General features: G+C 71.0%; 23 protein-coding genes. 13 read left to right on the top strand and 10 right to left on the bottom strand.

Annotated features, from left to right (window positions below; translation table 11 throughout):
* The first annotated feature begins 64 nt into the window (after positions 1 to 64).
* A complete protein-coding gene (locus tag ACWC91_RS32845) occupies positions 65 to 688 on the top strand; it encodes a hypothetical protein (protein WP_450641747.1) in 624 nt (207 codons plus the stop codon).
* A 246-nt stretch (positions 689 to 934) separates the two neighbouring features.
* Here the strand turns inward: ACWC91_RS32845 and ACWC91_RS32840 are convergent, their stop codons facing one another.
* From ACWC91_RS32840 to ACWC91_RS32810, 7 genes are all read right to left on the bottom strand, one after another.
* Positions 935 to 1,798: an SDR family oxidoreductase gene (locus ACWC91_RS32840; RefSeq protein ID WP_450641746.1), complete on the bottom strand. Its 864-nt coding sequence runs from the start codon at positions 1,796 to 1,798 to the stop codon at positions 935 to 937.
* A gap of 97 nt (positions 1,799 to 1,895) precedes the next feature.
* Positions 1,896 to 2,357 carry a GNAT family N-acetyltransferase gene (locus ACWC91_RS32835; RefSeq protein ID WP_450641745.1) on the bottom strand — a complete coding sequence of 154 codons (462 nt, stop codon included), beginning with the start codon at positions 2,355 to 2,357 and terminating at the stop codon, positions 1,896 to 1,898.
* A gap of 14 nt (positions 2,358 to 2,371) precedes the next feature.
* Positions 2,372 to 3,694, bottom strand: a complete 1,323-nt coding sequence (locus ACWC91_RS32830; protein WP_450726143.1) for a UDP-glucose dehydrogenase family protein — start codon at positions 3,692 to 3,694, stop codon at positions 2,372 to 2,374.
* Between the two features lie 140 nt (positions 3,695 to 3,834).
* Positions 3,835 to 5,115 carry an aminotransferase class III-fold pyridoxal phosphate-dependent enzyme gene (locus tag ACWC91_RS32825; protein WP_450644082.1) on the bottom strand — a complete coding sequence of 427 codons (1,281 nt, stop codon included), beginning with the start codon at positions 5,113 to 5,115 and terminating at the stop codon, positions 3,835 to 3,837.
* 92 nt (positions 5,116 to 5,207) lie between these two features.
* The gene (locus ACWC91_RS32820; protein WP_450644080.1) at positions 5,208 to 5,384 is read right to left on the bottom strand and encodes a hypothetical protein; all 177 of its coding nucleotides are present in this window, start codon (positions 5,382 to 5,384) and stop codon (positions 5,208 to 5,210) included.
* Positions 5,381 to 6,463, bottom strand: coding sequence for a hypothetical protein (locus ACWC91_RS32815; protein ID WP_450644078.1), 1,083 nt, complete (start codon positions 6,461 to 6,463; stop codon positions 5,381 to 5,383). Before ACWC91_RS32815 ends, ACWC91_RS32820 begins: the two co-directional genes overlap by 4 nt.
* A 396-nt stretch (positions 6,464 to 6,859) precedes the next feature.
* Positions 6,860 to 7,288 carry an ATP-binding protein gene (locus tag ACWC91_RS32810; protein WP_450644076.1) on the bottom strand — a complete coding sequence of 143 codons (429 nt, stop codon included), beginning with the start codon at positions 7,286 to 7,288 and terminating at the stop codon, positions 6,860 to 6,862.
* A 236-nt stretch (positions 7,289 to 7,524) separates the two neighbouring features.
* On the opposite strand from ACWC91_RS32810, the gene ACWC91_RS32805 reads away from it, so the two are divergent.
* From ACWC91_RS32805 to ACWC91_RS32790, 4 genes are all read left to right on the top strand, one after another.
* Positions 7,525 to 8,790, top strand: a complete 1,266-nt coding sequence (locus tag ACWC91_RS32805) for an XRE family transcriptional regulator (protein WP_450644074.1) — start codon at positions 7,525 to 7,527, stop codon at positions 8,788 to 8,790.
* Positions 8,787 to 9,308, top strand: coding sequence for an NUDIX domain-containing protein (locus ACWC91_RS32800; protein ID WP_450644072.1), 522 nt, complete (start codon positions 8,787 to 8,789; stop codon positions 9,306 to 9,308). The genes ACWC91_RS32805 and ACWC91_RS32800 overlap by 4 nt, the downstream gene beginning before the upstream one ends.
* A gap of 450 nt (positions 9,309 to 9,758) precedes the next feature.
* The gene (locus tag ACWC91_RS32795) at positions 9,759 to 10,718 is read left to right on the top strand and encodes a hypothetical protein (protein WP_450644070.1); all 960 of its coding nucleotides are present in this window, start codon (positions 9,759 to 9,761) and stop codon (positions 10,716 to 10,718) included.
* A complete protein-coding gene (locus ACWC91_RS32790) occupies positions 10,715 to 10,975 on the top strand; it encodes a hypothetical protein (RefSeq protein ID WP_450644068.1) in 261 nt (86 codons plus the stop codon). The genes ACWC91_RS32795 and ACWC91_RS32790 overlap by 4 nt, the downstream gene beginning before the upstream one ends.
* A gap of 249 nt (positions 10,976 to 11,224) precedes the next feature.
* Here the strand turns inward: ACWC91_RS32790 and ACWC91_RS32785 are convergent, their stop codons facing one another.
* Positions 11,225 to 11,923, bottom strand: coding sequence for a hypothetical protein (locus tag ACWC91_RS32785; protein WP_450644066.1), 699 nt, complete (start codon positions 11,921 to 11,923; stop codon positions 11,225 to 11,227).
* A 106-nt stretch (positions 11,924 to 12,029) separates the two neighbouring features.
* On the opposite strand from ACWC91_RS32785, the gene ACWC91_RS32780 reads away from it, so the two are divergent.
* Both ACWC91_RS32780 and ACWC91_RS32775 read left to right on the top strand, forming a co-directional pair.
* Positions 12,030 to 12,344, top strand: a complete 315-nt coding sequence (locus ACWC91_RS32780; protein WP_450644064.1) for a hypothetical protein — start codon at positions 12,030 to 12,032, stop codon at positions 12,342 to 12,344.
* Between the two features lies 1 nt (position 12,345).
* Positions 12,346 to 13,593: a DNA cytosine methyltransferase gene (locus tag ACWC91_RS32775; protein WP_450644063.1), complete on the top strand. Its 1,248-nt coding sequence runs from the start codon at positions 12,346 to 12,348 to the stop codon at positions 13,591 to 13,593.
* A gap of 286 nt (positions 13,594 to 13,879) precedes the next feature.
* Here the strand turns inward: ACWC91_RS32775 and ACWC91_RS32770 are convergent, their stop codons facing one another.
* Both ACWC91_RS32770 and ACWC91_RS32765 read right to left on the bottom strand, forming a co-directional pair.
* Positions 13,880 to 15,331, bottom strand: coding sequence for a hypothetical protein (locus ACWC91_RS32770; protein ID WP_450644061.1), 1,452 nt, complete (start codon positions 15,329 to 15,331; stop codon positions 13,880 to 13,882).
* Complete coding sequence (locus ACWC91_RS32765; protein WP_450726141.1) at positions 15,328 to 16,761, bottom strand: hypothetical protein; 1,434 nt, start codon at positions 16,759 to 16,761, stop codon at positions 15,328 to 15,330. Before ACWC91_RS32765 ends, ACWC91_RS32770 begins: the two co-directional genes overlap by 4 nt.
* 705 nt (positions 16,762 to 17,466) lie before the next feature.
* On the opposite strand from ACWC91_RS32765, the gene ACWC91_RS32760 reads away from it, so the two are divergent.
* The 6 genes from ACWC91_RS32760 to ACWC91_RS32735 are packed head-to-tail and all read left to right on the top strand — an operon-like array spanning position 17,467 to position 25,116.
* Positions 17,467 to 18,399: a conjugal transfer protein gene (locus ACWC91_RS32760; RefSeq protein ID WP_450642887.1), complete on the top strand. Its 933-nt coding sequence runs from the start codon at positions 17,467 to 17,469 to the stop codon at positions 18,397 to 18,399.
* Complete coding sequence (locus tag ACWC91_RS32755; RefSeq protein ID WP_450642889.1) at positions 18,396 to 18,737, top strand: hypothetical protein; 342 nt, start codon at positions 18,396 to 18,398, stop codon at positions 18,735 to 18,737. Before ACWC91_RS32760 ends, ACWC91_RS32755 begins: the two co-directional genes overlap by 4 nt.
* The gene (locus tag ACWC91_RS32750) at positions 18,734 to 19,315 is read left to right on the top strand and encodes a hypothetical protein (protein ID WP_450642890.1); all 582 of its coding nucleotides are present in this window, start codon (positions 18,734 to 18,736) and stop codon (positions 19,313 to 19,315) included. Before ACWC91_RS32755 ends, ACWC91_RS32750 begins: the two co-directional genes overlap by 4 nt.
* The gene (locus tag ACWC91_RS32745) at positions 19,312 to 22,002 is read left to right on the top strand and encodes an ATP-binding protein (protein WP_450642891.1); all 2,691 of its coding nucleotides are present in this window, start codon (positions 19,312 to 19,314) and stop codon (positions 22,000 to 22,002) included. Before ACWC91_RS32750 ends, ACWC91_RS32745 begins: the two co-directional genes overlap by 4 nt.
* Entirely contained in the window at positions 22,002 to 22,352 is a 351-nt protein-coding gene (locus ACWC91_RS32740; RefSeq protein ID WP_450642893.1) for a hypothetical protein, read from the top strand. The genes ACWC91_RS32745 and ACWC91_RS32740 overlap by 1 nt, the downstream gene beginning before the upstream one ends.
* A 1-nt stretch (position 22,353) precedes the next feature.
* Complete coding sequence (locus tag ACWC91_RS32735; protein ID WP_450642894.1) at positions 22,354 to 25,116, top strand: hypothetical protein; 2,763 nt, start codon at positions 22,354 to 22,356, stop codon at positions 25,114 to 25,116.
* Positions 25,117 to 25,123 lie beyond the last annotated feature (7 nt).

Genomic DNA, 25,123 nt, shown 5'->3' with positions numbered 1-25,123 from the left:
CAGGTCCGGCCCGGGCCCCCTCCCCCTTCCCTCTCTGCGCGCCGCCCGCCCGGAAGGCCTCGTCATGCTCCGCTCCGAACTCCGCCTGAAAGCCTCTCTGTTCGTCGCCCAGGCCGCCGTCAGTAACCACACGGGCCTGATCGCCCGGGCCGGGCTCGCCATGCCGGCCGCGCCGTTCGGCTCCCCCGCCTGGCAGCTGCCCGCCCTTCTCTCCTACCTTCACCGCCTCCACCAGGACGAGGAGGACCCCTCCCCCGAACTGTGGCGCGCGCACACCGAGCGCCAGACGGGCCCGGTGCCCCGGCCGCACATCCGCTACCAGGCTGACGGCCTGCACGATGCAGACGCGGTGTGCGTGCTCGACATCCAGCTCGGCCCGCGCGACGAGGCCACCGGCTGGCCCGCCGCCGACGTCGCCGTCATCGAGCAGGAGGAAGGCGCCTGCCCCTTCGGACGCGTCACCCGCCGCCACGGCGTGGAAGCGATCGCCGCGTACACCGCCCAGGAGCTGACCGCCGAGCACGCGGCGCTGATGGACCGCGCCCGCCAGCACCAGGACGCCTACTTCGTGCGCCTCGCCGGACTGGCCCAGCGCGCCGCCGAGTGGGCCGACAAGGTCCGCGCCGCCGCGCACGCCGATGCCGTCCACGTCCAGGCCGACCGCGCCCGGGCCCGCATCACCCGCTGACCACCCCCGCACACCCGCGCCGACTGCCGCCTGTGGAGGCCTGCGCCATGTACGAGTTCGAGCCCGCCTCTCCGACCTACGCCATCTCCGACACCATCGTCGAACACCACCTGCGCGGCCGTGACCGCACCCGCGCCGACCTGCCCGGCGGCTACCGGCTGACCTCACGGGACGTCGCACAAAGGCCGAGCCGCCGCGCGGCTTCGATCATCGCTTCGTGGGCGGGTTCGCCTTCCCACTTCCCGATCAGTCCGGCTGAGCGGACCTCCAGCTCGGCGGCGCCGCGGCGAGACCCAAGAACTGCCGAGCTCCGCGCAGCGTGGTGCGCAGTTGCCTCTGGGTCGCCCGGCTGTCGAGGCGTACGTCGAGGGCCCCTGGAGCGGTGCTGTCTGCCCGCAGGCCTGCGGGCAGACAAGATGCGTCGAGACCGTCGCGCTGGGCGATGAGGACGCCGAGTTCGTGGCGGCTCAGGGCGTCGGGCCCTGCAACATGGTAGATGCCTGCTGCGCCGCTCGACGCCAGTTCCAGCAGCGCGGCCGCCAGGTCCGAGACATGGACCGGGCAGCGGATGTCGTCGGTGAACAGGGCGCCGTCGAAGGTGCCGGCGGCGAGTTGGTGCACCAGGCGCTCGTGCACGGAACGCCCGTGGCCGATGATCAGCGACGTACGGGCGACAACGGCCTTCGGATGCACCGCGAGGACCCCGGTCTCGGCCGCGGCTTTGGCTGCGCCGTACGGGGTGACGGGGTCCGGGAGACAGGACTCGTCGTAGTGGACTCGGCCGGCGCCGGAGAACACCGCGTCGGTGGACACGTGAACCATCCGGGTTCCGTGCTTCGCCGCCACTATCCCGAGCTGGAGGGGGCCTTGCGCTGTAACCGCCCAGTCGGCCCGGCCGCTCGATGCGTTGATGACGACGCCCGGGTTCACCTCGGCCATGACGGCGTCCAGGCCTTCCACGTCCCGCAGATCGAGGTGGCACCACGCGGTTGGGGAGGTGTTACCTGGCTCGGTCGTGTACGTCCCGACCGTCGTATGCCCCGCCCTTCTTGCCTGCCGGATCAGCTCGGACCCCAGAAAGCCGCTGCCGCCGACGATCAGAATTGTCATGGGCGTCACCGTAGACCCGTCGACCCCATGGCGAAGGCGGTCACCCTGGTGTTCGGGGGACCGCCTTCATCGTCGGCCGGGCGGGCGAACTGGGCGACTACGACTGTGGCTGCCAGACGTAGCGGACGTCTGGCTCGCGTTCGTCGTTGCGCTGCCCGTCGGTGCACTCGGCCTCGACGAAGCCGTGCCGCTCGTAGAAGCGTCGGGCCGGTCCGTTGATCTGGAATGTCCACAGCGACAGGCCGTTTGGCTGCTGCTGCTTGGCCAGGGCCATGAACCGGTCTCCGAGGTCCCGCCCGCGCCACTCTGGTTCGAGGTAGAGCTGCTTCAGCTCCCCGCCGTTGAGCACCAGGAGCCCCACCACGCTGTTTCTCATGACGGCCACCCAAGTCTCGTACTGCGGCACGAGCACGCGCTTGAACCAGTCCCGTACGTCGGCTTCGTCGTGTGGACAGCGCACGGTCGGCAGCGCGGCGGCGTAGGAACGCAGCCACACATCGGCCGCGGCGCGTGCGTCGGCGTCGCGGGCGCGGCGGAGAAGAACGTCGTCGATGGTCATGGTGGGGGCCGGTTCTACTTGCCGGGGCGTCCGAGCTGGTGGATGGTCCAGCCCGCTGAACGCCAGGGCTCCGGGTCGAGGGTGGTGCGGCAGTCGACGAGCAGGGGGGTGGCCGGGCGGTCGGCCAGGACGTGGGGGTCGGTCTGCCGGTACTGGGGCCACTCGGTGGCCAGGACGACGAGCTCGGCGCCGTCGAGGGAGGCGGCCAGGTCGTCGGTGTAGTCCAGCTCCGGGTTGCGGACCATCGCCGTGGGCACGGCCTGCGGGTCGTGAACGGTGACGATGCCGCCTGCTTGCTGGAGGGCCTGGGACAGGGCGAGGGCCGGGGACTCGCGTACGTCGTTGGTGCCGGGCTTGAACGCGGCGCCCCACACGGTGATCCGGGCGCCCTTGATGGTGCGGTCCCCGAGGGCGCGGGTGATGAGGCCCAACGCGACGTCGGTGCGGTTTTCGTTGATCTCCTCGGCGGCGCGCAGGAGGGCAGCGGCCTGGTCGGCGCCGAGCTGTCGGGCGGAGGCGGTGAAGGCGCGGACGTCCTTGGGGAGGCAGCCGCCGCCGTAGCCGATGCCGGGCCGCATGCCGCCGCTGCCGATCCGGGGGTCGATGCCCAGGATGTCCACGATCTGGGAGACGTCGCCGCCCGCGGCCTCGCACATGTCGGCGACAGCGTTGATGAACGAGATCTTCAGGCCGAGGAAGGTGTTCGCGGCGCCCTTGGCCAACTCCGCGGTCTGCGGGTCGGTGACGAAGATCGGCACGCCCGCGTCGATGATCCCGGCGTACACGCCGCGGATCGCCTTCTCGCCCTCCGCAGTGGTGACGCCGGCGATGAGCCGGTCCGGGCGAAGGGTGTCCTCGACAGCGTGGCCTTCGCGCAGGAACTCCGGGTTCCATACGACGTCGACCTGTTCGCCGGCGGGGGCCAGGCGCTGGGCGAGGGCGGTGACCTGACGGGTGGTGCCGGCAGTGACGGTGGACTTCCCGACGATCGTGCACGCCCGGTCGAGGTGGGGAGCGAGCTGACGGATCGCGCCGAAGACCTGCGCGGTGTCGTAGGAGCGGCCGTCGGCGTCGATGGGGGTGCCAACGCCGATGAAGTGCAGCTCGGCGAAGTCGGCGGCCTCACGGACGTCGGTGGTGAAGCGCAGACGTCCGCTCTGGGTATGGCGGGCGAGCAGTTCCGGCAGGCCGATCTCGTAGATAGGGCATTCGCCGGCGTTGAGTCGATCGACCTTGGCCTGGTCGACGTCCACGCCGATGACCTCGTGGCCGAGTTCGGCCATCGCCGCCGCGTGCGGGATACCGAGGTGACCGCAGCCGATCACGGAAACACGCATTGCTGGTCGTCCTTGTCTCGTCGGGGGCACACCACACCCGGTGTGCCCCCGACGCTATCGGTTGGCGAGGAGGACCCAAGTCGGGTCGCTCGTAAGTTCGTTGGAGTGTTCGAGCGGTGGTGCGGGGCGGGTCCGGACGGTCAGCCCACGGCCTCCAGCGCGCCGGACAGGGCTGTGATCAGGAACTCGATGTCCTCGTCCGTCGAGATCAGCGGGGGCGCGACGACTATCCCTTCGCTCTTGGGCTCTCCGGCGCCGGTGAATGGGTAGAAGAACACTCCCCGTTCCTCTGTGGCCTTCATCACGGGCCAGAGCTGCCCTGGGGCGACCTCCACCCCGTAGAGGAAGCCCAGCCCGCGTATGTCCTGCACGGGCCCGACGCCGTTCAGGGACTTCATGGCCTGTCCGAGGCGTTCCCCGCGGGCCTCGAAGGCGGTGAAGTCGATCGCCTCCAGCTCGTCGAGGACGCCCAGGCAGGCGGCCGCCATGAGGGGGTGGGTGGCCATGGTGCCCATCGCCGGCAGCGGGTCGGCGTCCTCGTGGCGGATCCACGGAGCGATCTCGGGCGACACCAGTACGGCGCCGACGCCTGTGTACCCGGCGCCCAGCCCCTTGGACAGGATCACCATGTCGGGCTCGCAGCCGTCCCAGTGGTGACTGGCGAGCGGTGTCCCGGTGCGCCACATCCCGGTCAGCACCTCGTCGTGGATGACCAGGACGTCCCGTTCCCGGCAGAACTCCGACACCCGCCGAAGGTAGCCGTCGGGCGGCACGAAGGCGCCGCCCGTGGTCCCGTTGACGGGCTCGATCAACACCGCGGCGACGTTCTCGGCTCCGCGGCTGTCGATCTCCTTCATGATCTCGTCGGCGCACGAGGCGTCGCAACCGCGGCCCTCGTGGGCGTGCGTCGGCGGGTAGGGCGCCGGGAAGGCGGGGCCGAGGCCGAGCGCGTCCTCCGGGCGCGGCCTGCGGGCATGGTTGCCGGCCAGGGCGAGAGTCAGCGCCGACATCCCGTGGTAGCTCATGTTCGAGGTCAGGATGTCCCCGCGCTGCTTCTTGTCGCGAACGCGGGTGATGTTCCGGGCCAGGCCCACGGCGACCTCGACGCCGAGCGTCCCGCACGTGGTCAGTGCTACGGAGTCGTCCGGGCGGCCCACGGCCGTGCACAGACGGTCCGTCAGCTCCGTCTGGATGTGGGGCTGGACGACGGCGGCGCCGCCGAAGGAGTAGCGGAAGAACTGCTTCTCAATCCTGGCGTGAACCTTGGGGCTGCTCTGGCCCACGTTGGTGCACAGCAGTCCGCTCGATCCGTCGAAAATCCGGGTGCCTCCGGCGCAGTGCAGCCACGGTCCCTGCGATCCCAGAACCTCGAAGTCCGGCAGAGGCCGGGATGAGGTCAGCAGCCGCTCACGGTTCTGCAAGTACCGATTCACTCTGGACAGTCCCTTCTCGGGTGTGCTCACGGGCTGGGGCCGCGCATGGGAACCGAGCGCGGCCCCGGGAACCGTGCCGGTCAGACCGCCCGGGCGGTGACGGGAACGTTCACGCCGAGCTGGCGACACAGCTCGACGAGCGTGGGCGTGGCCTCGGCCTTCACGATCACGTCGCCGTCCTGCGGGCCCTCCAGCGGGTAGGGCATGTACTTGCCGAACTCCTCCAGGCCCTCGGTGTCGATAAAGACGACCTTCATGCCGCGCTCGCGGGCCCGCTTCTGGACCGACCGCCGGTCGGCGTGGAGGCCGACGACCAGGAGCGCCTTCGCCTCGGGGTGGAACGGCACAGGCGGGATCTTCTGGTCGTAGCGGCGCACGAAGACTCTTCGAGCCCGGCCCGTGCGGCGAGAAGGTCGAAGTTGTGCTGGAGCACGGGGCCGACGAAGTAGCCGGCTTCGTGCAGGGCCTTGAGCGCGTAGTGCGCGGCCGTCGGCTCGGCGAGGAAGCTCTCGCGGAACATCGTGACCAGCTCGTCCGCCTTCGCCGTGGCGTCGAGCAGCATCTCCCGGACGAGGGTGTCCTTCTGCGGGCTCAGGATGAACGGGTGGGTCTGCTTCATGACGTTGTCGGTGCGCTCGGTCACCCGGTACGCCTGGTGCAGGAAGTGCAGCGGCGGCACCCCGGCCTCGACGCTCGTGCCGCAACCGATCTCGACCTGGAAGGGCAAGTACTTGGACAGCTCGCTCAGGTCGTCGGCGTAGGTCGGGTTGCCGCGCTGGTCCTTGATGCGGATGCCGCCCGCCAGGACGTTCCACGGCATCTGCCGGACGTTGCGCGTCACCTCGAAGTCCTCGGACATGAACACGACGTCGAGGGAGCAGAACCCGGCCGGCGTCTGCCGCGAGGCGCGCTCGTCCTGCGGGTGGCTGTCGTACGGGGTGACGGTGACGCGAAGGTCGCCCTTCGACCAAGTGGTGCCGTCCGTCCCCCGCCAGCCGCCCTCGGCGAGCCAGGAGCGCACGTTGCCGCGGTACTCGTCGATCTCGGCCTTCGGGGCAAGCACCGACGTGTACAGGTACAGCTCCGCGAGGACGAGGCGCGGCACGGGGAACGTGTAGTCGAGTTCGTACCTGTGGCGGTAGTGCACGACGCGGCGGCGACCGTTCTCGTCCTCGCTCCAGCCGGACTGCTGGGCGTTCGCCGGGTCCTGCGTCCTGCGCCAGATCCCCTCTTCGATCGCCCGGGGCCGTTCGTGTCCGGCGCCAGCGAAGTGCTTGTTCCAGGCTGCCACCTGGGCGTCGTCGAGCTGTTCGATCACGGGATAGGGCAAGAACATGTCGTCCTCCTCCGGAACGGCGATGGGATTGCACTTGCGGATCTCACCTGGCAGGGGCTGGCGGGTACCCGCCCGCGCGGACGCGGGCAGGGTTGGTGCGTCCCAGTGGCCAGGGGCGTGGCGGCCTTGTTTTCCGGCCCCGGGACCGGTCAGGGATGGTGCGCCCCACTGCGGGGTTCAGTGCCGTAGGGGATCGGCATTCGGGAGTCGTCCCGAGGGGGCAGTCAGGGGGGTGTGCGGGGGCGGCGTCGGGGCGGCTGTGGCCGACGAGCGCGTGAGGGCTGCGTACTTCGGTGGCGACGGTCGAGGCCACGAGGCCGAGCCCGACGGCCACAGCTCCTAGGAGGGTTGCGCCGGCAGTTCTCCCGTCCGGCGTCGGCATGCTGTGGCGGCCGGTCACCGGTCAGTCTCCTTGACCACGATCTCAGCCCAAACGCGCTTCCCCCATGGGAGGAGGTCGGTGCCCCAGCAGTCGGCGAGGACGTCGACCAGGACCAGGCCCCGGCCGCCGAAGGAGTCCGGCCGGGCAAGGCCCAGCTCCGGCATCCGGCAGGACTTGTCGACCACCGCGAGGCGCAGCCGGTCAGAGCGCGGTCGCTCGGCGATCACCCGGACGCTGTGCGACTGGCCGTGTCGAACCGCGTTGGTGACGAGTTCCGACATCAAGAGGGCACCAGTCTCTGCGGCGTCGGCGCCCATCTCCCAGTCGTCACATGCCTCACGGACTATCCGACGCGCCGCCGGAACGCTGGCGGCCTCGCTCGCGAGGGTGACGCTCTGGCGCGGGAACTGTCCTGGTCTCGCCTGCTCGTCGGTCATGGTCATCGTCAATGCCTTGGTCGGGGCGACTGGGGGGAGGTCCCGCCCGCTGTACCTCGGGGGGAGAAGCATGTGGGCGGGACGGCCACCGCGGGGCGGTCACGGGCGTGTCCCGTGGTGGCTGACAGACAGTCAACGACCGCGAAGGGGGACGGGGAGACTCCAGACGGTGACTCCAACTCGGAGTCACCGCAGGGTCGTTGGTCGTAGCATCGGTTCACCGCTACTCGGGGGAGTTGCAGATGGACCGCCAGTCACCACACGTGCGTGAGGTCGTCGCCGGACTGCTTGGAGACGAGCGCCTGCTCAGGGCGTGCGCGGAGCGGGACATGGGCGCGGTGTTCCGGATGCTCAATGCGCGTGGGGTCAGTACGCGGCGGATCGCCGCCGCAGTGGACATCACACAGGGCCGTCTGTACGACTACATGAACGGCAAGAGCCGCGTGGAGAAGATGGCCCTGTTTGAGCAGATCGCCGATGCCTTCCACATTCCCGGTCATCTGCTGGGGCTGGCGCGCCGGTCGTGGGAGCCCTCGCCTGCAACAGCCGAGCATCAGCGGGCCGACCACCCGCCGCCCGACGGTGACGTCTTGGCGGCCATGGGCCACTTCCGCAGCGCGGACCGGCAGACCGGCGGCGGTCGGCTGTACGGGGCTGTCGTGCGGCACCTGTCAGACCGGGTGGCGCCCCGGCTGGTCGACATCAGTTCCGGCCCGCAGGTGTTCGCCGCCGCAGCCGCGCTGACCGAGATGGCCGGATGGATGGCTCACGACTCCGGCCACGACGACCGCGCCGCTCAGCACTTCGCCCGCGCACTCCCCCTTGCTCGCACTTCCGGTGATCTGCCGCTGGCCGCGAACGTCGCCGCGAGCAGCAGCCACCTTGCACTTCAGACCGGGGACGCGGCGGCGGCCGTCGGCTGGGCACGGACCGGGCTCGATCTGGCCGCGCAGGGGCCGCGGATTCCGGCACTGACGGCCCGGCTGCACACCATGCAGGCACGGGCCCTCGCTGTGGCAGCGCAGCGGACCCCGGCCGCCCGCGCTCTCGAGGCGGCCCATGATGATCTCGACTCCGTGCCCGCCGCGGATCACCCGTGGCTGAGCCCGTTCGACGCTGCCGCGCTGGCCAGTGAGTCAGCGCTGATCCTGCGCGACCTGGAACGGTACGACGAGGCCCTGACACATGCCGAACAGGCGGTCGCACTGCGGGAGACGGGCCGGGCCCGGTCACTTGCACTCAGCCGCATCAGCCTCGTGGACATCTATGTGCGCCGGGGTGACCTGGACGCCGCGGTGAGCGTCGGACATGACCTGCTGAGCACGAGCCCGACCCTGGGTTCGGTCCGGGTGGTGCAGCAACTGGACGAGCTGCGCCGGCTACTGGAGGCGCACCGGGGGTACCCGCCGGTCCGGGAGTACCTGGTCAGGTTCGATGACGCGCGCCGCGTCAGAATGCTCCTGCTGGCCGATCTCATCCCGCCGTCCCCGGGAGGCACCGCAGCATGAGGCCCACCACCCCTACCCCTGCCGACCCCGAAGCCTGGAATGCCTATCTCGCGGAGGGCAACGCGAAGCAGGCCCGCAAACGCGTGGCCGCCGATGTGCTGCTGAGAGATCCAACCGGACGCGTGCTCCTGGTGAACCCTACCTACAAGCCTGGATGGGACCTGCCCGGCGGGATGGCGGAGGCCAACGAGCCGCCGGAGGACGCTGTACACCGGGAGCTCATCGAGGAACTCGGACTTCGCGTCAGCCTGCTCGGGCTGCTGGTGGTGGACTGGGTGGCCCCGCACGGTCCCTGGGATGACCAACTCGCGTTCATCTTCTATGGCGGCACCATCGACCAGGACCAGGCCGACCGGCTCCAGCCGCGAGACGAAGAACTGTCCGAGGCCGCCTTCGTCACAGCCGCCGAAGCCGGGGTCCGGCTCCCGGACCGGACCCGGCGCCGGTTCGACGGCGCCTTGAAGGCCCTGGACGAGGGACGGCCGCTGTACCTCCGCGACGGCGCACCCGTCCTGTGATCGACGGCCCACCATGCGCCACGAACCCCGGTCGAGGTCGACGAGCGCTACAGGCGGGTGCGGGCGTGTGTCCAACAGCGCGGACCGGCCCTTCCGACCGTGGAAGAGCTGATGGTCACCGCCCCGTTCCAGGTCCGGGACAAGAAGGTGCCGCACTTCGAACGAGAGTGGGCCGCGCACCGCCGCAGCCGGCCGTGACGTGCTCTGGGTGCCGGCGAGATTGACAGCCATCCAGCAAGAGCGTCATATTGATTACGCGAAACTAGCGGCAAAAGCGGTGGGCGGCGGAAGGCACCCTCTCACGAGGGTGTCGCCCCAGGGCGGCAACCCCGACCGAACGTCCCGCCGACCACCTTCACCAACTCGACTCGCCCGCCGGCGCGTGAGCGCCAGAGGAACAAAGAGGAGCAGGCCCTCAGTATAGGGCCGCGATCCGAACCGGAGAGTGCAATGTCCAAGGCCCTGAACCCGCAGCGTCGCGTCGTCGGCGACCGTGCCGTGGTCAACCGCGACTGGATCCGCGAGTTCACCGGCGCCAGCGTCGGCACCGCGGCCCGCTGGTACAAGGTGCGCCTCGAGCAGCCGGAGGAGCACCGTCACCCGGAGAAGGAGCGCATCGACGGGACCGACTTCTACGACGAGCAGCAGTTCCGCGACTTCTACACCTGGTTCCAGCAGGAGAAGGCGAGCAAGGTCCTCAAGGCCGACCCCGAGCTGTACCAGGCCGACCCGGAGGATGTCGTCTCCATCAACACGGCTGCCAAGTGGCTGGGCTTCAACGGAGCCTCGGCCATCCGCAAGTACCTGAAGGACAACCCCGACTACTTCCCGAAGCCCCTCGCCGAGCCGGTCGAGGGCCCGACCGGCCGCATGATCCCCGGTTTCCGCGTCGGCGACCTGCAGGACTTCGACAAGAAGCGCACCGGGGACAAGCTCGGCAAGGCCGGCCGCCGTCCTGGGCCCCAGGCCGACGCGGCCGTCGGCCGGCCCTCCGCCCTCGAGGAGGCCCTCGCGGCCGAGCTGAGCGCCCACGTCGGCGGTGAGCCGCTCACGGCCACGCAGCTCGCCGAGCAGTACGCCGCCAAGGCGATCGACCGCGACGGCTACCACCCGGGGCTGGCCGCGGAGCTCAGCGTGCAGTACGGGGGACCGCAGAGGTCTTGGGAGTACGTCGTACGCAACGCCCTCGAGCACCGGCCCGCGGCCGCGCCGGCCCGCTCGGAAGCCGACCGGCGGGCGGCCGTCGCCCTGGCCGCCCTGCGCGAGCGCGGTGACATCCGTGGACTCGCCGCCTCCCTCGCCCGCGAGCACGGCGGCAGCCCCGACGTCTGGTCGCGCGCGGTGAACGCGGCACGCAGGCTCGCCGACTCGACCACTGATCACCCCACGCCGAAGGACGAGTCCCGATGACCAGCTACCAGCTCCGCGACACCACCACTCGCCAGCTCCTCGCCCGCGACCTGGCCGACTACGCCGCGACCGAGGCCGCCCTGGACCGCCTCGACGACGAACTGGAACACGATCTTGCAGCCAACGGCGAAGGCGCCGGCCGCATCCGGATGCGCCTGGACGTCGAGCGGGTCACCGACGGCGTGACCGAGGCCGTCGGCCACCACGTCCTGCTGCTCGGCGTAGACGACGCTCCTGACCTGCTGCCCGCTGTGTGATCGCCGCGCGCGAGAACGCGTACCGTCGACCACCGACTACCACCACAGGCAAGCGCCGCCTCGCGTGGCCGCGAAACGCCTGGCTGTGGCCCCCGGTCCACCGGGGGCCACAGCTGTGAGCAGGGTTGCCAAGACGCCCACAAGAGCGTATAATTGATTTTAAGTTTCAGGCGGCAACCTGGAGCGGTCACCACTCTCAGGAGTCTCTGTGGGCCGGGCGCGGCAACGCCCGGCCCACAGGCCACCAACTCAGCTCACAAGGAGACGTCGCGCATGAGCAGCAGCCTGCAGCTCGGTCTGTTCACCACCGAAGAGGGAACCGACCCCATGACCGACCTCGTCCCAGACGAGGTCGACATCTACATCCTCAATCTCTCGGGCGGGAAGGACGGTCCCCGCGCCGCCGCTCTGGCTCTGGACGCTGCGCGCGCCGCCGGCGTCGAGGACCGGGTCTACACCATCCATGCCAGTCTCGGTCCGCTGGGGTGGCCCGCCGTCACGGTCGGCGGCGTCCGCTACCCCGGCAGCAGCGAACTGGCGGCCCTTCACAGCCGGGCCCTGGGCGTGCCTCTCGAGCGGCACATCGAGGTCCGGCGGGCTCGTGATCTGGAGAGCGAGCGCGTCCCGTACGACCTGTTGACCTACATCGCCGAGCGCGGTGACTGGCCGTGGAAGGGTGTGCTCCCCTGCCGCAGCGACTGGAAGACCGGCCTCATCTATGGCGCCTTCAGCTCCATGGTCCGGGCCCGCAAGAAGCAGCTTGGCCGTCCGGTGGTCTGCGCGAACGTCCTGGGGATCAGGGCGGATGAGAGCCCGGATCGCAAGAAGCAGCCTGCGTTCCGTACGACGACGGACAACACGGCCCGTGTCGTACACGAGTGGTCTCCCGCCCATCAGGTGACCACCCAGGAGGTCAAGGACTGGACGGACGAGCAGGGTCTTCCTCACCAGTGGTGCTACGACTCCCACCCGGGCGCGGGAGATTGGAAGGGATCCAGCCGCTTGCTCCTGCTCGCTGTGCGTCCTCGCCTCCCAGCGGGACCTGCTGCTCGCCGTGAAGCGCCGGCCGCGGCTGGCGGAACTGTACGCCCTCGTCGAGCGGGTGCGGGGCGTCCCCTTCAACCCCAACACCAGCATGGCCGAGTTGATCGAGCGGGCCGCCCGGCCGGGAGCACCCGATCCGGGGGTGGTCATCGAGGACGAAGGACCCGAGTTCGACGCCCTGGAGAACGCCGTCGAGGCCGCGCTGAAGAAGCCCGCCAAGCGGGCTCGCTACGTCCGCCCCGGCACCCCGGCGGACGCCCTGCCCGGCAGCTGCGACGGCTGCGCAGCAGGGAACCCCACCGCCGCCGCGGACCAGGAGGCGTGACGTGTACACCTCTGGTCACTTGTTCAGCGGAGGCTGGGGCGACGGCCGCGGCTTCATGAACGCCGGATACGCCCCGCGCTTCGGCGCCAACCACAACCCGGCCGCCGTCGCCACCGCGCGCGCCAACGTCCCGGGCCTGTACGTGCGCGAGGCCGCGATCCAGACGATCGACATGCGCACCCTTCCCTACGCGGACGTCCTGGTCGGCTCGCCGATCTGCCGGGAAGCCACCCCTGCAGGCGGCAACTCCAAGGCCCGCGTCCAGGAAGAGTTCGATGTCGGCGAGGGCAATGTGGCCAAGCCGAGCCGGTGGGAGCAGACCCGGATGACGGCGTGGGAGCCGATCCGCTACGCCGACGTCCACGGACCGCTGGCCTACGTCGGTGAGAACGTGCCGGGTTTCTTCACCAACAATCCGAGGATGTTCGACGCCTGGTTGCGCGTGTGGGACGCCCTCGGGCCCCACGGCTACCACCCGACGATCGCCTGCGTGAACTCCGCGCACATCGGCGTCGACACGCCGGACGGCGTCCTCGGCCCGGTCCCGCAGTACCGCGACCGGCTCGTGTGGGTGATGGTCCGCAAAGACCTCGGCGTGGTGCCAGACCTTCGGCCCAGGCCGGATGCGCTTTGCCCGTCGTGCGGCCTGGTCAAGGGCATTCAGCATTGGCCCGGTGTCGAACGCGGCCGCCGCATCGGCGGGTACCTGCGCCGCAAGCCCGTATCCGGGCGCCCGTCCACGGCGAAGCAGTCGTACTACTACGTGTGCCCGACACCACGCTGCCATGTGCGCGTGGAGCCGGTCATGCGCGGCATCGGCGAGGTCCTCGACATGGACGTGCGAGGCCACCGGTTCGGCGACGGTCGACAGGACCGCAAAGAGTTCGAGGCGTACTCGGCCGCGGCCCGCGCCCAGGTCGAGGAAGGACACAGGAAATTCGGCGGCAAACCGTTCATCGTCACCCGCCGCAACCACGGTCGGCCAACCCCGCTCAACGAGCCGATCGGAACCGTCACCGCGCAGGGCGGCGCCCACCACTATCTCGCGCGCCCCGCCGCGAACTTGGACATCGACGAGTGCGAGTACCGGCCCCTGACCGTCGTGGAGAACGCCCGTGCCCAAGGCTTCCCCTCACACCACGTCTTCGCTGGCAGCGAGGGCGACCAGAAGCTCCAGGTCGGCGACGCCGTGCCGGTCACCGTCGCCACCTGGGCGGCACAGAAGACACTGAAGGTCCTGCCGTCGTGACGGCAGGTCGGTCGAAGTGAGCCGGCCGTTCAGGCAGGCACGAGAGAGCGCGGAGCCCCAGGCGAGTCCTGGGGCTCCCGTCTGTGTGCCGGCCAGTCCGTGTGCCGTACGGAGCGGCAACGGTCAACGTACGGACCGCCAGAGGCAACGGGCTCGTTGCGCAAGGCGGTGGAGCAGGCGCCGGAGGTCCGCCCACACCGCCCGTCCTTCGAATCCGATCAGCATCCGCGCTCCCTTTGGCTGAGTTGCTGATGTCGGCGCCGTACCGCCTTGGTCCCTGGCCCGCTCATACGCGTCGGGCGAGCGGGGCGAACAGTCCGTCGCCGGGCCAAAGGTCTTGTTCGGCCACGAGGCCGGCGAGGAACACCTCGACCTCGGCCAGCACGGCGGCCCGCTCGGCGGTCCCGTAGACGATGAACTCGTCAGCTGCGGCGTCGAAGGCGCGCACCTGGCTGTCCGGACCGATGCAGACGAGGGCTCGCGCGATCTCGGGCAGGCCGAGGCTGAGGGCATCGCAGTCCCCGGATCGGACGAGCTGCAGCAGGTCGATGGTGACGCGCTCCCAGTCGCCGACGGTCGGCCAGTCGGCGCCGCCGTTCAGTTCGTGGGTGAGGGTGGCGAGCGGAATGATCTCGCCTGGCTGGCGTCCCTGGGTGAGAAGGTCGTGGATGCGGGCGCCATCGGGCTGGAGGACCTGCGGGTGGAGCAGGGTGTCGGCCGCCACCACTGTGGTGTTGATCTCCTGGGTGCCGGGGCCGGGGTAGTACGGCTCGTGCGCGAAGAGCAGATAGACGCCGGTGGTGCGGACAGCCGGAGTGGGTTCGGGCTGGGTCATGACGAGGGTTCCCTTCAGCGGTGATGTGCCAGGCGTGTGCTGAGGCGTCGGGTGAGTTGGCGGCCGGACGCCGGGCGGGTAGGGGCCCAAGGGCCGCTCAGGTTCGCGGGTCTGGTCCGTGCCAGCTGTGCCGTCCTGGGCGGTGGTGCGCTTCAGGAGTTGGGCAACCTGGTCGGCGAGTTGGAGCATCAGCCGTTCGCGGGCGATGAGGTTGGCTGAGGCCGAACGGGGGTCCCGGGTCTGGAGCAGGTCCGCGGCGTCCCACATCAGGTGTTGGCCGATCTCGGCCGAGCGGCGCAGCTCGTAGCGGTCGCTGCCGGCGGCGGCTCGGACGAGCGCGGTGTGCAGGGCGGCGAGGCGCTGCATGTAGCGGACGGCGTCTTCGCCTTCGACGCTGCGCACGTGTTCGCGGGCCCGAGCGTCGAGTCGGCCGGTGAGGTGCTCGGCGAGTATCGGAGCGAGCAGCATCGCCGGGAGGGCGACGTCGACGGGGACGCCGTAGCCGATAGCGAAAAGGCCGGCGATCAGGCTGAGGAGGGCGACCGCGGCGGCGGAGAGCCGCAGGGATCCGGGGACGGGGTCCAGGGTGATGCGCTGGGCGGGCCGCCTGGTCAGCCAGCGCAGGGCCAGCCGCTGGGTACGGGTGGCGGCCGGGGTGAGCACCCCGATCTGGTGGGGAGTCTCGGGCGGGAGGCCGTCGCCGGGGACGGTCCACGCGATCCAGCCCCAGGGGGTGCGTTCGTGGACGAGCACGAGCTCGCACGCGGCCGTGCAGGTGCTGTCGCGGACGTGGCCGGTCCGCAGGGCGCGGGAGTGTTCCTTCTCCCACTGCCCCGGATCTCCGGTGAAGGGACGCGCGTGGTGCGCCGCGGTCGGCGGCCGGGTGTGGAGCGTGTCGGTCACGGGCTGCTTCCTTCCGGTTGGTCGGTCAACGCGGAGGCGCACGTGGTGCAGCGGCCGTCACCGTCGGGGTGGGCTCGCCGGGGGGTGGGGCCCGGGCAGGTGCGGCACGGCGGCCAGCCGAGGCAGGCCGGGCAGAGGTCCTCGCCGGGGGCCGTTCCGGGAACGCCGCAGCCGGCGCATTCCACGAGGGCCCGATAGGTGAGGGCCTCGCTCACCGACCGCGCGGCGGCAGAGCTGGTCGACTGCGGCGGCGGGACGTCCCAGGCGGGTGTGTCGTGGCGGTCGGCCGCGATGGCGGGCGGCGGGTAGGCCTGGGCAGCGCGCAGGCGGGCGGCAATGATCGCGCCGACCGTGGTCCGCACCGGATTCGGCAGGGGCCGGGCAGCGATGACGTGCCGCAGCTGCTCGCGGCTCCAGCCGGACTCCAGCATCACCGTCACGACGCGGCCTTGATCGGTCAGCGCCTGCCCAGTCAGCAGCAGCTCGGGGCGAGCCGCCCCGAGTTCGAGCAGCAGCAGGATCCCCGGGTGCATCTCATCCGCCACGGGCGCGGCTGGCGGAGAAGTCGGCATGTCCGGCTGGCCCGTCCGTCCAGGTGTTCGCGACGGTTCGCCGCCGCACGGACGGAGGGGTCTGGTGTTCTGCTTGTTGGTCTTCTTTCTCTTGGTGTTCTTAGTGCCGGGATCAGCCAACGTAGGCTCAGCCAATCTTGGAAAACCCGACTCTGGTTGCGACCTGGGGTTTTGCAGGCCGGGCAGGTCGGTGATGAAGTACAGCGCCTGGCCGAGCGTGCCGTCGGGGTTCCGCTCGCGGGTGCGGTAGAGGAATCCGTGCCGCTCCAGCTGGTGAAGCCCGGTGGCGACCGCGTCGACGCCTTCGCGACCGCGGCGCACCAGTTCGGCCACCGTGACCTGCCAGCCGTCCCGGTGCGTGCTGACGTACCCGAAGATCCCCTTCGCTTTGAAGGACAGCTTCGAGTCGCGGAAGAGGCCGTTGGCGATCTGGGTGAACTGGTCGGCCGCCATCACCCCCCGCCGGATCCCCGCCCCGAAGCCGACGTCGTGTTCGTCTTCGATCGCGAGGGTGGACGTGGCTTCCAGCAGGGCGACGTCGAGGGTGGCAGGGCGGTCGGTGATCGAGTAGACGACCTCGCCGAGCGTTCCGTTCGGGCGCCGCAGGCGTTCGCGGATGAGGTAGCCATACCGTTCCAGTTCCTTCAGACCGGCCCGGACCGCCTCCCGCCCATCGGGCCCGACGGCAACGAGGTGGGCGAGGGTGACCTGCCAGCCGTCCCGGTGCGTGCTGACGTACCCGAAGATCCCCTTCGCTTTGTAGGAAAGCCGGCTGTCGCGGAACAGCCCGTTGGCGATCTGGGTGAACTGGTCGGCCGCCATCACCCCCCGCCGGACGCCTGCCCCGAAGCGGCTCACCGCCGTGCCCCTGAAGCGGGCCGCGCGTGGTGGCCAAGGCAGCGCACCGGGCCCGCCGAGGTAGGGCGGTCGGCTGACCCGGGTGCGCGGGCGTGCGTGTGTTCCATGTCGTCAGCTCACCCGCCGACCCCGACCACGCTGACGGCCACGAGCCCCGACCATCGATCACGATCCGGCAACGGAGCCGTCTAGCTGCCATGGTCGGGCTCATGGTCGGGCCGACCACGACGCCTTCAGCCCGGGCGCTCAGTGATTGCGTAGCCGACTGCGCAGCCGTGGACGGGCGTTGCGCAATCGGGCTGCGCAACCGGTCGAGGATCCTGCGCAGTCGAGTTGTGCTGGGGCCACTGCGCAAGCCGGCCGGGCTTCCTGATCTTCTCTTGCGCAGGTCCGTCTGGCGCACTGCGCAGGTGTCTTTCGCGGCCCGGCCGGCGTCCGTCTGGGCATCGGGGTCCGGGCCCTGCAGCCGGGCGGCAGGTGATCGCACAGCGGTCGCCGGTCCGGGGAACCGCGCCGGACGCGATGGCCTGCCGTCGGCTCCCGGCTTACCCATGGTCGGGGTCATGGTCGGGCCGACCATGACCCCGACCATGGACTTCGTGTCCCCATCGTGACCATGGTCGGGGGTTCATGGTCGGTGGTCGGGTCGGGGTCGACGGGTTTTCTCGAGGTCAGCAACATCCGTTCTGACCTGGGAGTTTGACCATGTCCCCTGGCAAGCAGGCCTCACCGAGCGAGGCCGCTGCTCCGATGGCGGCCGGCGCCCGGCTGGAGGCGATGCGCCGCCGCGTACGCCTCTCACGCGTGGCGGTCTGGACCGTCATCGCGGCCGGCCCCATCGCCCTGTGCGTCGCCGTCGCCTCCCCCCCGACCACGGTCGCGGCGGCCCCCGCGACCAAGCCCACCGCCGTGCGCACCGCGACGGCCGCCACCGACCCGGGCGGCTATGCGCAGGTGTTCATCAGCGCGTGGCTGCGCAGCGACGCGAACGACGAGACGAGTGCGCAGGCACGGCTTGCGCAGTCGATGGCGCCGGACGTCGAACTGCCCGACCCGGCCGCCGATGCGCAATCGGCGCCTCAGTCCGTGACGGCGGTGCGCAGTGCGCAGGGCGGCACCGGCGCGTGGTCGGTGACGGTGGCTGCGCAATACGGCAACGGATCGGTGCGGTACTACGCCGTGCCGGTGGCCTTCGACAGCACGGGCTCCTCGTTCACGGTGACCGGTGCGCCCGGCGTGGTGGCCGGCCCGGCCCGGGCCGAGGTTCCGAAGTCGTCGTACGCCGTGACCGTCCCGGAGGGTGATCTGTCGTCCGCGGTCGGAGAATTCCTCACCGCCTATCTGACGGGTGCCGGCGAGGTCGACCGCTACCTCGCGCCCGGCGTGAAGCTCACCGCCGTCTCCCCCGCCCCCTACACGGCTGTTGCCGTCCAGCAGGTGTCCGCGGTCGACGAGGCCGCGGCCGCCGAGCAGGTACCGGCGGACGGCACGAGGGTGCGGGTCCTCGCCTCGGTGGAAGCCCACGACGCGACCGGCCGGTGGCCGCTGGCGTACGAGCTCACTTTCAAGGCCCGCTCGGGCCGGTGGGAAGTCGCCGCGCTGGAGTCCGGGACTGCCCAAAACGGGGGTTCCCGATGAACACCGTGCACAGCCTGATGCTCGCCGGGCAGCTGGACGACCTCGGCAACTCGTGGATCAACATGTTCAAGGAGTGGGCGACCAAGGGCCTGCAGGCCGGTCTGATCTGCCTCGTCGTCGTCATCATGATCCAGAAGTTCAGCCTCAAAGCGGGGATCGGTGCCCTGCTGCTGATGGTGATCGCGCTCGGTCTGTACAACTCGCGCAACGAGCTGGCGAACATGTTCACCGACGAGGTGAAGAACCCGTCCAAGGGCGGGCCCGCTGTTCCTGGGATCGTCCAGTCCGAGCTCCCGGGCTCTCGTGACCACTCGCCGGGCGCCGGGGGCTGGCTGTGACCGCGGCAGCGGCACGGGTGGGCCGCTTCTACACCGCCGCCCGCCGCCACCCCTGGGTCTTGGGCAAGGTCGCCGACTGGAAGATCCCGCTCGGCCCGTACACGCCCGCCCAGATCGCGGTCGCCGTCGGCGGCGGCTTCCTCCTGATCAAGACCATCGGCTGGTGGTCGTGGATGGGGCCCATCCCCATCGTCGCGTGGGTCTTGGTCATCTGGATGGTGCGCCGGCCGAAGATCCGGGGCCGGGCCCCGATGCAGGCCGCACTCGGCTGGGTGCTGCTCGGCTGGCAGCCCCGCGGCGGGCGGATCGGCGGGCGGGCCGCCCGCGACCGCGCGCCCCACCCGCTGCTCGGCGGCTTCACCATCGAGGACACGCCCACGCCCGGCCCCGCTGCGCAGCCCGCGCCATCCCCTGCAATTGCGCGGCGTCTAGCCCGGGCTCCGCACCCGGACCCGGCCGCACAGCGCTCGTCCGCATCCCGCCCAACACAGACGGCTGCTCCCGCGGTGCCGACGGGGCCGGTGTCGGGCGTGCAGCAGCTGCTCGCGCTCGCCCAGCAGAGCGGGGGTGTGCGGTGAGGGTTCCGATCCGTCACATCGCCGGGCACCTGGTCTGGTCGACGCACGGCAGCGTGTGGGCCGTCTACCGCCTTCACCCGGGCCCGGACGCGCAGGGACGCCGCGAGGAGACCGTCCAGGGCACCTACGTGCCCGCCGCCGTCCGCGACGAACAGCTTGCAAAAATCACCCACTTGGTGCGCTCGCTGTCCGGGGCCCCGCGCCTGTACGGCATGTGCGCCCAGGTCGACCCGGGCGAGGTCGCCCTGCGGATGATCGAGGGCATCGAGCCCGCCGAGCAGGCACCCGGTGAAGGCCGGCACCCGTGGGTGGAGAACGTCGAGGCCACCCTCGATCTCCTTGACGACCAGGAGATGCACCGCCGCACCCTGTGGCTCGCTGTGCCCCTGCAGACCGAGACAGGCGGCCTGCAGGTGTCGGCATCGCTCGGCGCGGCGTGGGCCGAACTCGCGCCGATGCTGGGCATGCGGCCGGCGCCGGTGGCACGGCGCGAGGTGAGCGCGTATCGCGAGCAGGCCTCCCGGGTGGAGGCCGCGCTCGCCGGCGGTATCGCCTTCCGCCCGGCCCGCCCGGCGGAAATCGTGTGGATGATCCAGCACGCCCTGCACCGCGGCCTCGCGGAGCCGCTGCTGGCGGAGGCCGAGACCAGCGAGATGTACGGCGGGCAGCTCCGTGACGGTGTGCTGCGCTCCCCCAGCTACGCCGACCTCGGCCAGGTGCGCCTGCAGGAAGGCGGCATCGACCCCGAACTCGACGACGTCGACGAGCTCAAGAGCGCGGGCCGGATCACCCGCTCGGGCCGCAAGGCCTGGTGGCGAGTGAACACCGGCTCACCGCTGGGGCGGCGCTGGCTGCAGGTCGAGTCCGACACCGGGGTGGGCTACCAGGCGCAGTTGGCGCTGGCCGAGTGCCCGCCCGCGGTCAGCCAGGACGCCGCCGATCTGTTCGCCCAGCTGGAAACCCTCGACTTTCCTGTCGACTACACCATCGACCTGACACTCGTGCCCGCGGAGAAGGCCCGCGACCAGGTGCGGCGCAAGAAGAACGAACTCATCGACCAGGCCGACCAGTACGACGCCCGTCCGACCGGCATGCCCGCCTCCCTCACCGAGGCCGCCCGCGACCTCGGCGAGCTCGACGCCCGTCTCTCCCGCACCAGCGTGGAGGTCGAGGTGCAGTCGGTGACCGTGCTGACGGTCTGGGGGCCGACCGCCGCAATCTGCGACGCCCGCGCCCGCGCCCTGGCCGCGCTGCTCGGCGGCGCCGACTACCGCGCGGTGCGCCCCGCCGGCCTGCAGGAGGCTTTGTTCACCCTGGGGCTGCCCGGCACCGTACGGCCAGGTGTCGTGCGGGAGTTCACCCAGCACCAGGTCTCCGAAGACTGGGCGCTGGGCGGGGCCTTCACCGCTGCGGAGGTCGGCGACCCCAACGGGATGTTCCTCGGGATCGACCTGGACTGCGGCACCACCCGCCCCGTCATGATCAACGTGGCGGATGCGCCCAAGGTCGATGCGTCCGCCTCCATGGGCATCGTCGGGGACCTCGGCGCAGGCAAGAGCGTCCTGCAGAAGCTGATCGCGGAGGCGGTGTGGGCGCGCGGCGGCTGCGCGATCTGCATCGACCGCACCCCCGTACGCGAGTGGGCCACCTTCGCCCGCACCGCAGCCAAAGGCCGCGTCCAGATCATCGACGCCGCCCAGGCCGAGGTGTCCATCGACCCGCTGCGCATGTTCGACGGTCCGGAGGGCCGCCACTACGCCCTGTCCTACCTCACCCTGCAGCTCGGCATCGGCCCGATGAGCACCAACGGCGAGGTCCTCCACCACGCCGTCGAGCAAGCCGCCCTCAGCGACGCCCCCTCCATGCACCGCGTCCTTGAGGTCCTCGAGGAGATGGCCACGCGCGAGGCGGGCAAACGGCAGGACGCAGCCTCCACCCTCGCCGGCCTCATCCGGGTCGTCGCCACCAACTCCCTGGCCCGGATGGTCTTCGACCCGACGCTGCCGCCGGTACGGCTGGACGCCTCCAGCGCCTCCGACATGATCGTGATCACCACGACCGGTCTGAAGCTGCCGCCGAAGGCCGCGTTCGACAAGCCGGAGGTCCTGCACCAGCAGCCGCTGGAGGCGCTGATCGGCCGCGCGGTGCTCTACCTGATCGCCGCGATCGCCCGGCAGACCGCATTCGAGGACCCCGAGCGGTTCACCGCGGTGGTCCTGGACGAGCTGTACTGGCTCACCTCGTCCGCCGAAGGCACGGCCCTGGTCAACGAGATCCTCCACGACGGCCGCAAGCACGGCGCCGGGCTCCTGGCGGGCTCACACGACGCCGAGGAACTCGGCCCCGATCGAGGCCTGATGGCCTACCGGGCGCTCGCCCGCACCGCCGGCCGTGAACGCGCGCGTCGCGGCCTGGAGTTCGTCGGACTCGACCCCGACGACGGCGAGCTGCTGCGGCTGGTGACCACGGGCCTGTCCCCCGTCGGCCAGAAGGGCCGGGAGGGCGAGTTCCTGCTGACCTGCCCGCGGCAGAACACCGGCCGCATCAAGGTCTCCATCCCTCGCATCCCGCGCATCACCACCTCCATCACCACCACGCCAGGACGCCGCACGAGCTCTGCCTCCGCCTCCGTGCCGGAGCCGTCCGTCGGTGACGCCGTGGAGACCCGTCCGAAGGAAACCGTCTGATGACTACTTCTTCCTGGGGCCGCTCGCGGCGTGTTGCCGCCGCCGCGAGCGCCCTCACCGTGATCGCCGTCGTGGCTGCCGCGGTCGTTCTCGCCCTCGGGGTGGGCGTGCCGGAGGCGTGGTGGCCACACACCGGACAGGCGTTCGCCGCCGACACCCGCCCCGCGCGCCACGATTCCTGCGCTTTGATCGTCGGCCGGGCCAAGGCGTACTGCGAGCGGGGCGCCGCCTCCGGCGCCGCTGAGCGGCGGGACGTAGCCGGTGCTGCGTGGAGGCTGGTGCCCGCCGGTGCGGGTGCGGCTGCCCTGGTGGTGTGGCGGTTGCGGGCCGCTGGGCAAAGGCGGCGCTGACGTGTTCCGTCCAGACCGCGCGACCCTGCGTTCGGCCGGCTTCGTCGTGCTGCTCACCGGCGTGTTCCTCCTGGTGAACAGCCAGGTCGTGTACGCGGCCAGCAGCAATAGCGAGACCGGAGACCTGCTCGCCCCTTTGAACATCTACTCGTCCGAGGGTGTGCCGATCGACGGGTACGACCTGAACGCTTCAGGTGGCTCCATCTTCGCTTTCAAGACGCAGGCCCTGGCCTTCGCCCTTTCGGGCCTGTTCACCCTGATCCGGCTGCTCGTCGGGCTGGCAGGGTGGGCGATCGAGGTGGCCTTCCGGTTCCCGCTGCTGAAAATCCTCACCCGCCCGGCGCAGAAGGTCGCCGACGCCTACGACCACGTGGTGGTCGACACCCTCGGGTTGAAGGGGCTTCTGCTGGCCTGGGCGTTCGTCTTCGCCGCATTCATGATCGTGCGCGGGCGGGTCGGCCGTGGTCTGGGCGAAATCTTCCTCACCCTGCTCATCGGGGCGATCGCCGCCTCGGCCCTCATCCGCCCCGACACCCTGCTCGGCACGGACGGACCTTTGGGCCAGTCCCAGCAGGTGGCCGCTGAGGTCGCCCAGCAGAGCGTCAACTCCTACGACTGGGGCGGCAAGCTCGCCAGCTACGACCCGTGCGCCGGCATGGCCGGCAACGCTGAGGTCAAGTGCGAGGAGCGTGAAGGCGAAGGACCGGTCTACGCAGCAGAGGTGGCCCGGCCCATCCAGGACTCGATCACCAACGCCCTGATCGTCAAGCCGTACATGCTCCTTCAGTACGGGCGCATCCTGGACCCCGCCAAGGCATCGGACCGCACGGCCTATGCCGTCCACCTGAAGTGGATCACGGGCGGGTACAAGGTCGGCGCCAAGGTCACGGATGAGGGCAAGGACGTCTGCCGCAAGATCCGCGGTCCCGGACGGAAGTACTGCGAGCGCGGCTATACCGAAGGCACACCCAGTGGGGATGACAGCGGCAGCGGTCTGCCGGAGCTCACGCCCGGCGGCGCACTGCTGGACACTTCCAATGCGATCGTCACCGACGAGGACCGCGAGTTCGACGCGTTCTTGTCGGATATGAAGCGGGCCGGGCCGGTCGGCAAAGCGTGTGCCGCCTACGCACAGAAGCCCACCTGGTGGCGGGTCGGCGGAGCCTTCCTGCTGCTGATCGCCGCCCTGTTCATCTGCGGCATGCTGCTCTCCTCCGCCATCGTGATGCTCGGCACCCAGGGGGTCTGCGTGGCGGCGGCGGCCGTCGGCGGCGTCACCTTCGTCGCGGGCATGCTGCCCGGGCCTGCGCGCCAGTCGGTGTGGAAGTGGCTGTCGCTGTGGGGGATCGCGGTCCTGGCCATGGTCGGGATCTGCGCCTTCGTGCCGTTCTTCGGGATCGCCGTCGACGCCACCATCACCAACGGCCCTGACTTGATGGTCGAGCGGATCCTGCTCATCGACGTTCTGGCCATCGCAGGCGCCGCCGGGCACCGCAGGCTCCTGACCGGCATCGTCTCCTTCGGCCGGCGGATGGCCATGCGCATGCGCTACGCCAAGGTCGGCGGCACCCACATGCCCGGCGACACCTCCGAACTCGGCGCCGCCCTCGCCATGAACTCCCCCGCAGCGATGGGCGGATACGGCCCAGGGCTGCGCGCCTTCACCGGCGGGGGCGGCGGCAGGTTCGGAATGCTCGGCACCCGGCAGCGGCTGATGGGCGCGCTCACCTCGTTCTTCGACGGCGCGGGTATGCCGGTGGACACCGGCCGTGTCCTCGCCGATGCCACGGCCGAAGCCGGGCGGGGGCTCGCCCCGCTGACTGCGGCCGCGGCAGTCGGCGGGCTGGGTGCACGGCTCGGCGCCAAGGGCGGGCACTGGCTGCTGATCGGCCGCCGACCGGACAAGGAGCAGTTGGCCAAGTGGCGCAAGCCCACCGCCGACGGCGACCCGGGCGCGGGCGGGATGCCGGACGGCGGCGGCGACGGCGAGGGCGACGGCGGTTCAGGCATCACGGGGCCGCGGAGGCCCTCTGGCCCACCCGACCGCTACCGCAACGAGCAGGGCCAGGTCGTCGACCGGAACTCCGGCCAGGTGCTGCACGACCAGAACGGCGACCGCACCCTGCTGTCGACGCGGGCGCACAACCGGCTGGTCCGCTTCCGCGGCTACCGCATCCTGCACCGCGGGGGGCGGGCCGCGTACGGGGCGACGGTCGGCCTGCCGGCCAACGTCCGCCGGGCCCGGACGGGCGGCTCGCGCTACTCCGAAGACGCCCGCCAGCAGGTACGGGTGTGGGGCAACACCGTCCGCGAGGACGGCCGGGCCTGGGGCGACACGGGGCGTCACGTGTCCCGGGTCGTGAGGGATCACACGGACGACAGAGGGGGGACGGGTCCCTTCGTCAGTCGCCGCCTGCCGACCCGTCCATCACCGGCACCGGTGCCGCGTCCGGCCGGCTCTGGTTTCCCGGGCCGTGCACGACCGGCCTCACCGCGGCCCGCTGCGCCTGCTGCCGGGGCCAGCACCCAGCCGACCGCCCCGCCGACGTCCCCGACCCGGCTCGAAGGCGGTGGGCCCCAGCGTCCGGCACGCCCGGCACCGGACCGGTCCGGGCCGGTCTTCCCCGGAGGAGGCGGCGCTCGCAGCAGCACCCGTGACGAGGCGAGAGCCCGCTTCCAGGAGCTGATGCGGCGCACCGCGTCCGACGCCGAGCGTCGGCGCCAGGAGCGGGCCCGGCAGCCGGAGGACGGTGAGGACGGGTGAGGCCGTC

It is taken from the genome of Streptomyces sp. NPDC001204, assembly GCF_053598035.1.
Note: the sequence above shows the minus strand (reverse complement) of the source record. Positions and strands in the feature narration are given on the sequence as shown.

What these genes read in the sequence shown, in the direction of transcription:
- ACWC91_RS32835 (WP_450641745.1), bottom strand. Translation starts at nt 2,357, where the DNA reads ATGACCATCGACGACGTTCTTCTCCGCCGCGCCCGCGACGCCGACGCA.
- ACWC91_RS32810 (WP_450644076.1), bottom strand. Translation starts at nt 7,288, where the DNA reads ATGACCATGACCGACGAGCAGGCGAGACCAGGACAGTTCCCGCGCCAG.
- ACWC91_RS32805 (WP_450644074.1), top strand. Translation starts at nt 7,525, where the DNA reads ATGGACCGCCAGTCACCACACGTGCGTGAGGTCGTCGCCGGACTGCTT.
- ACWC91_RS32740 (WP_450642893.1), top strand. Translation starts at nt 22,002, where the DNA reads ATGACTACTTCTTCCTGGGGCCGCTCGCGGCGTGTTGCCGCCGCCGCG.
- ACWC91_RS32760 (WP_450642887.1), top strand. Translation starts at nt 17,467, where the DNA reads ATGTCCCCTGGCAAGCAGGCCTCACCGAGCGAGGCCGCTGCTCCGATG.
- ACWC91_RS32795 (WP_450644070.1), top strand. Translation starts at nt 9,759, where the DNA reads ATGTCCAAGGCCCTGAACCCGCAGCGTCGCGTCGTCGGCGACCGTGCC.
- ACWC91_RS32815 (WP_450644078.1), bottom strand. Translation starts at nt 6,463, where the DNA reads ATGTTCTTGCCCTATCCCGTGATCGAACAGCTCGACGACGCCCAGGTG.
- ACWC91_RS32790 (WP_450644068.1), top strand. Translation starts at nt 10,715, where the DNA reads ATGACCAGCTACCAGCTCCGCGACACCACCACTCGCCAGCTCCTCGCC.
- ACWC91_RS32800 (WP_450644072.1), top strand. Translation starts at nt 8,787, where the DNA reads ATGAGGCCCACCACCCCTACCCCTGCCGACCCCGAAGCCTGGAATGCC.
- ACWC91_RS32840 (WP_450641746.1), bottom strand. Translation starts at nt 1,798, where the DNA reads ATGACAATTCTGATCGTCGGCGGCAGCGGCTTTCTGGGGTCCGAGCTG.
- ACWC91_RS32755 (WP_450642889.1), top strand. Translation starts at nt 18,396, where the DNA reads ATGAACACCGTGCACAGCCTGATGCTCGCCGGGCAGCTGGACGACCTC.
- ACWC91_RS32845 (WP_450641747.1), top strand. Translation starts at nt 65, where the DNA reads ATGCTCCGCTCCGAACTCCGCCTGAAAGCCTCTCTGTTCGTCGCCCAG.
- ACWC91_RS32830 (WP_450726143.1), bottom strand. Translation starts at nt 3,694, where the DNA reads ATGCGTGTTTCCGTGATCGGCTGCGGTCACCTCGGTATCCCGCACGCG.
- ACWC91_RS32820 (WP_450644080.1), bottom strand. Translation starts at nt 5,384, where the DNA reads ATGAAGGTCGTCTTTATCGACACCGAGGGCCTGGAGGAGTTCGGCAAG.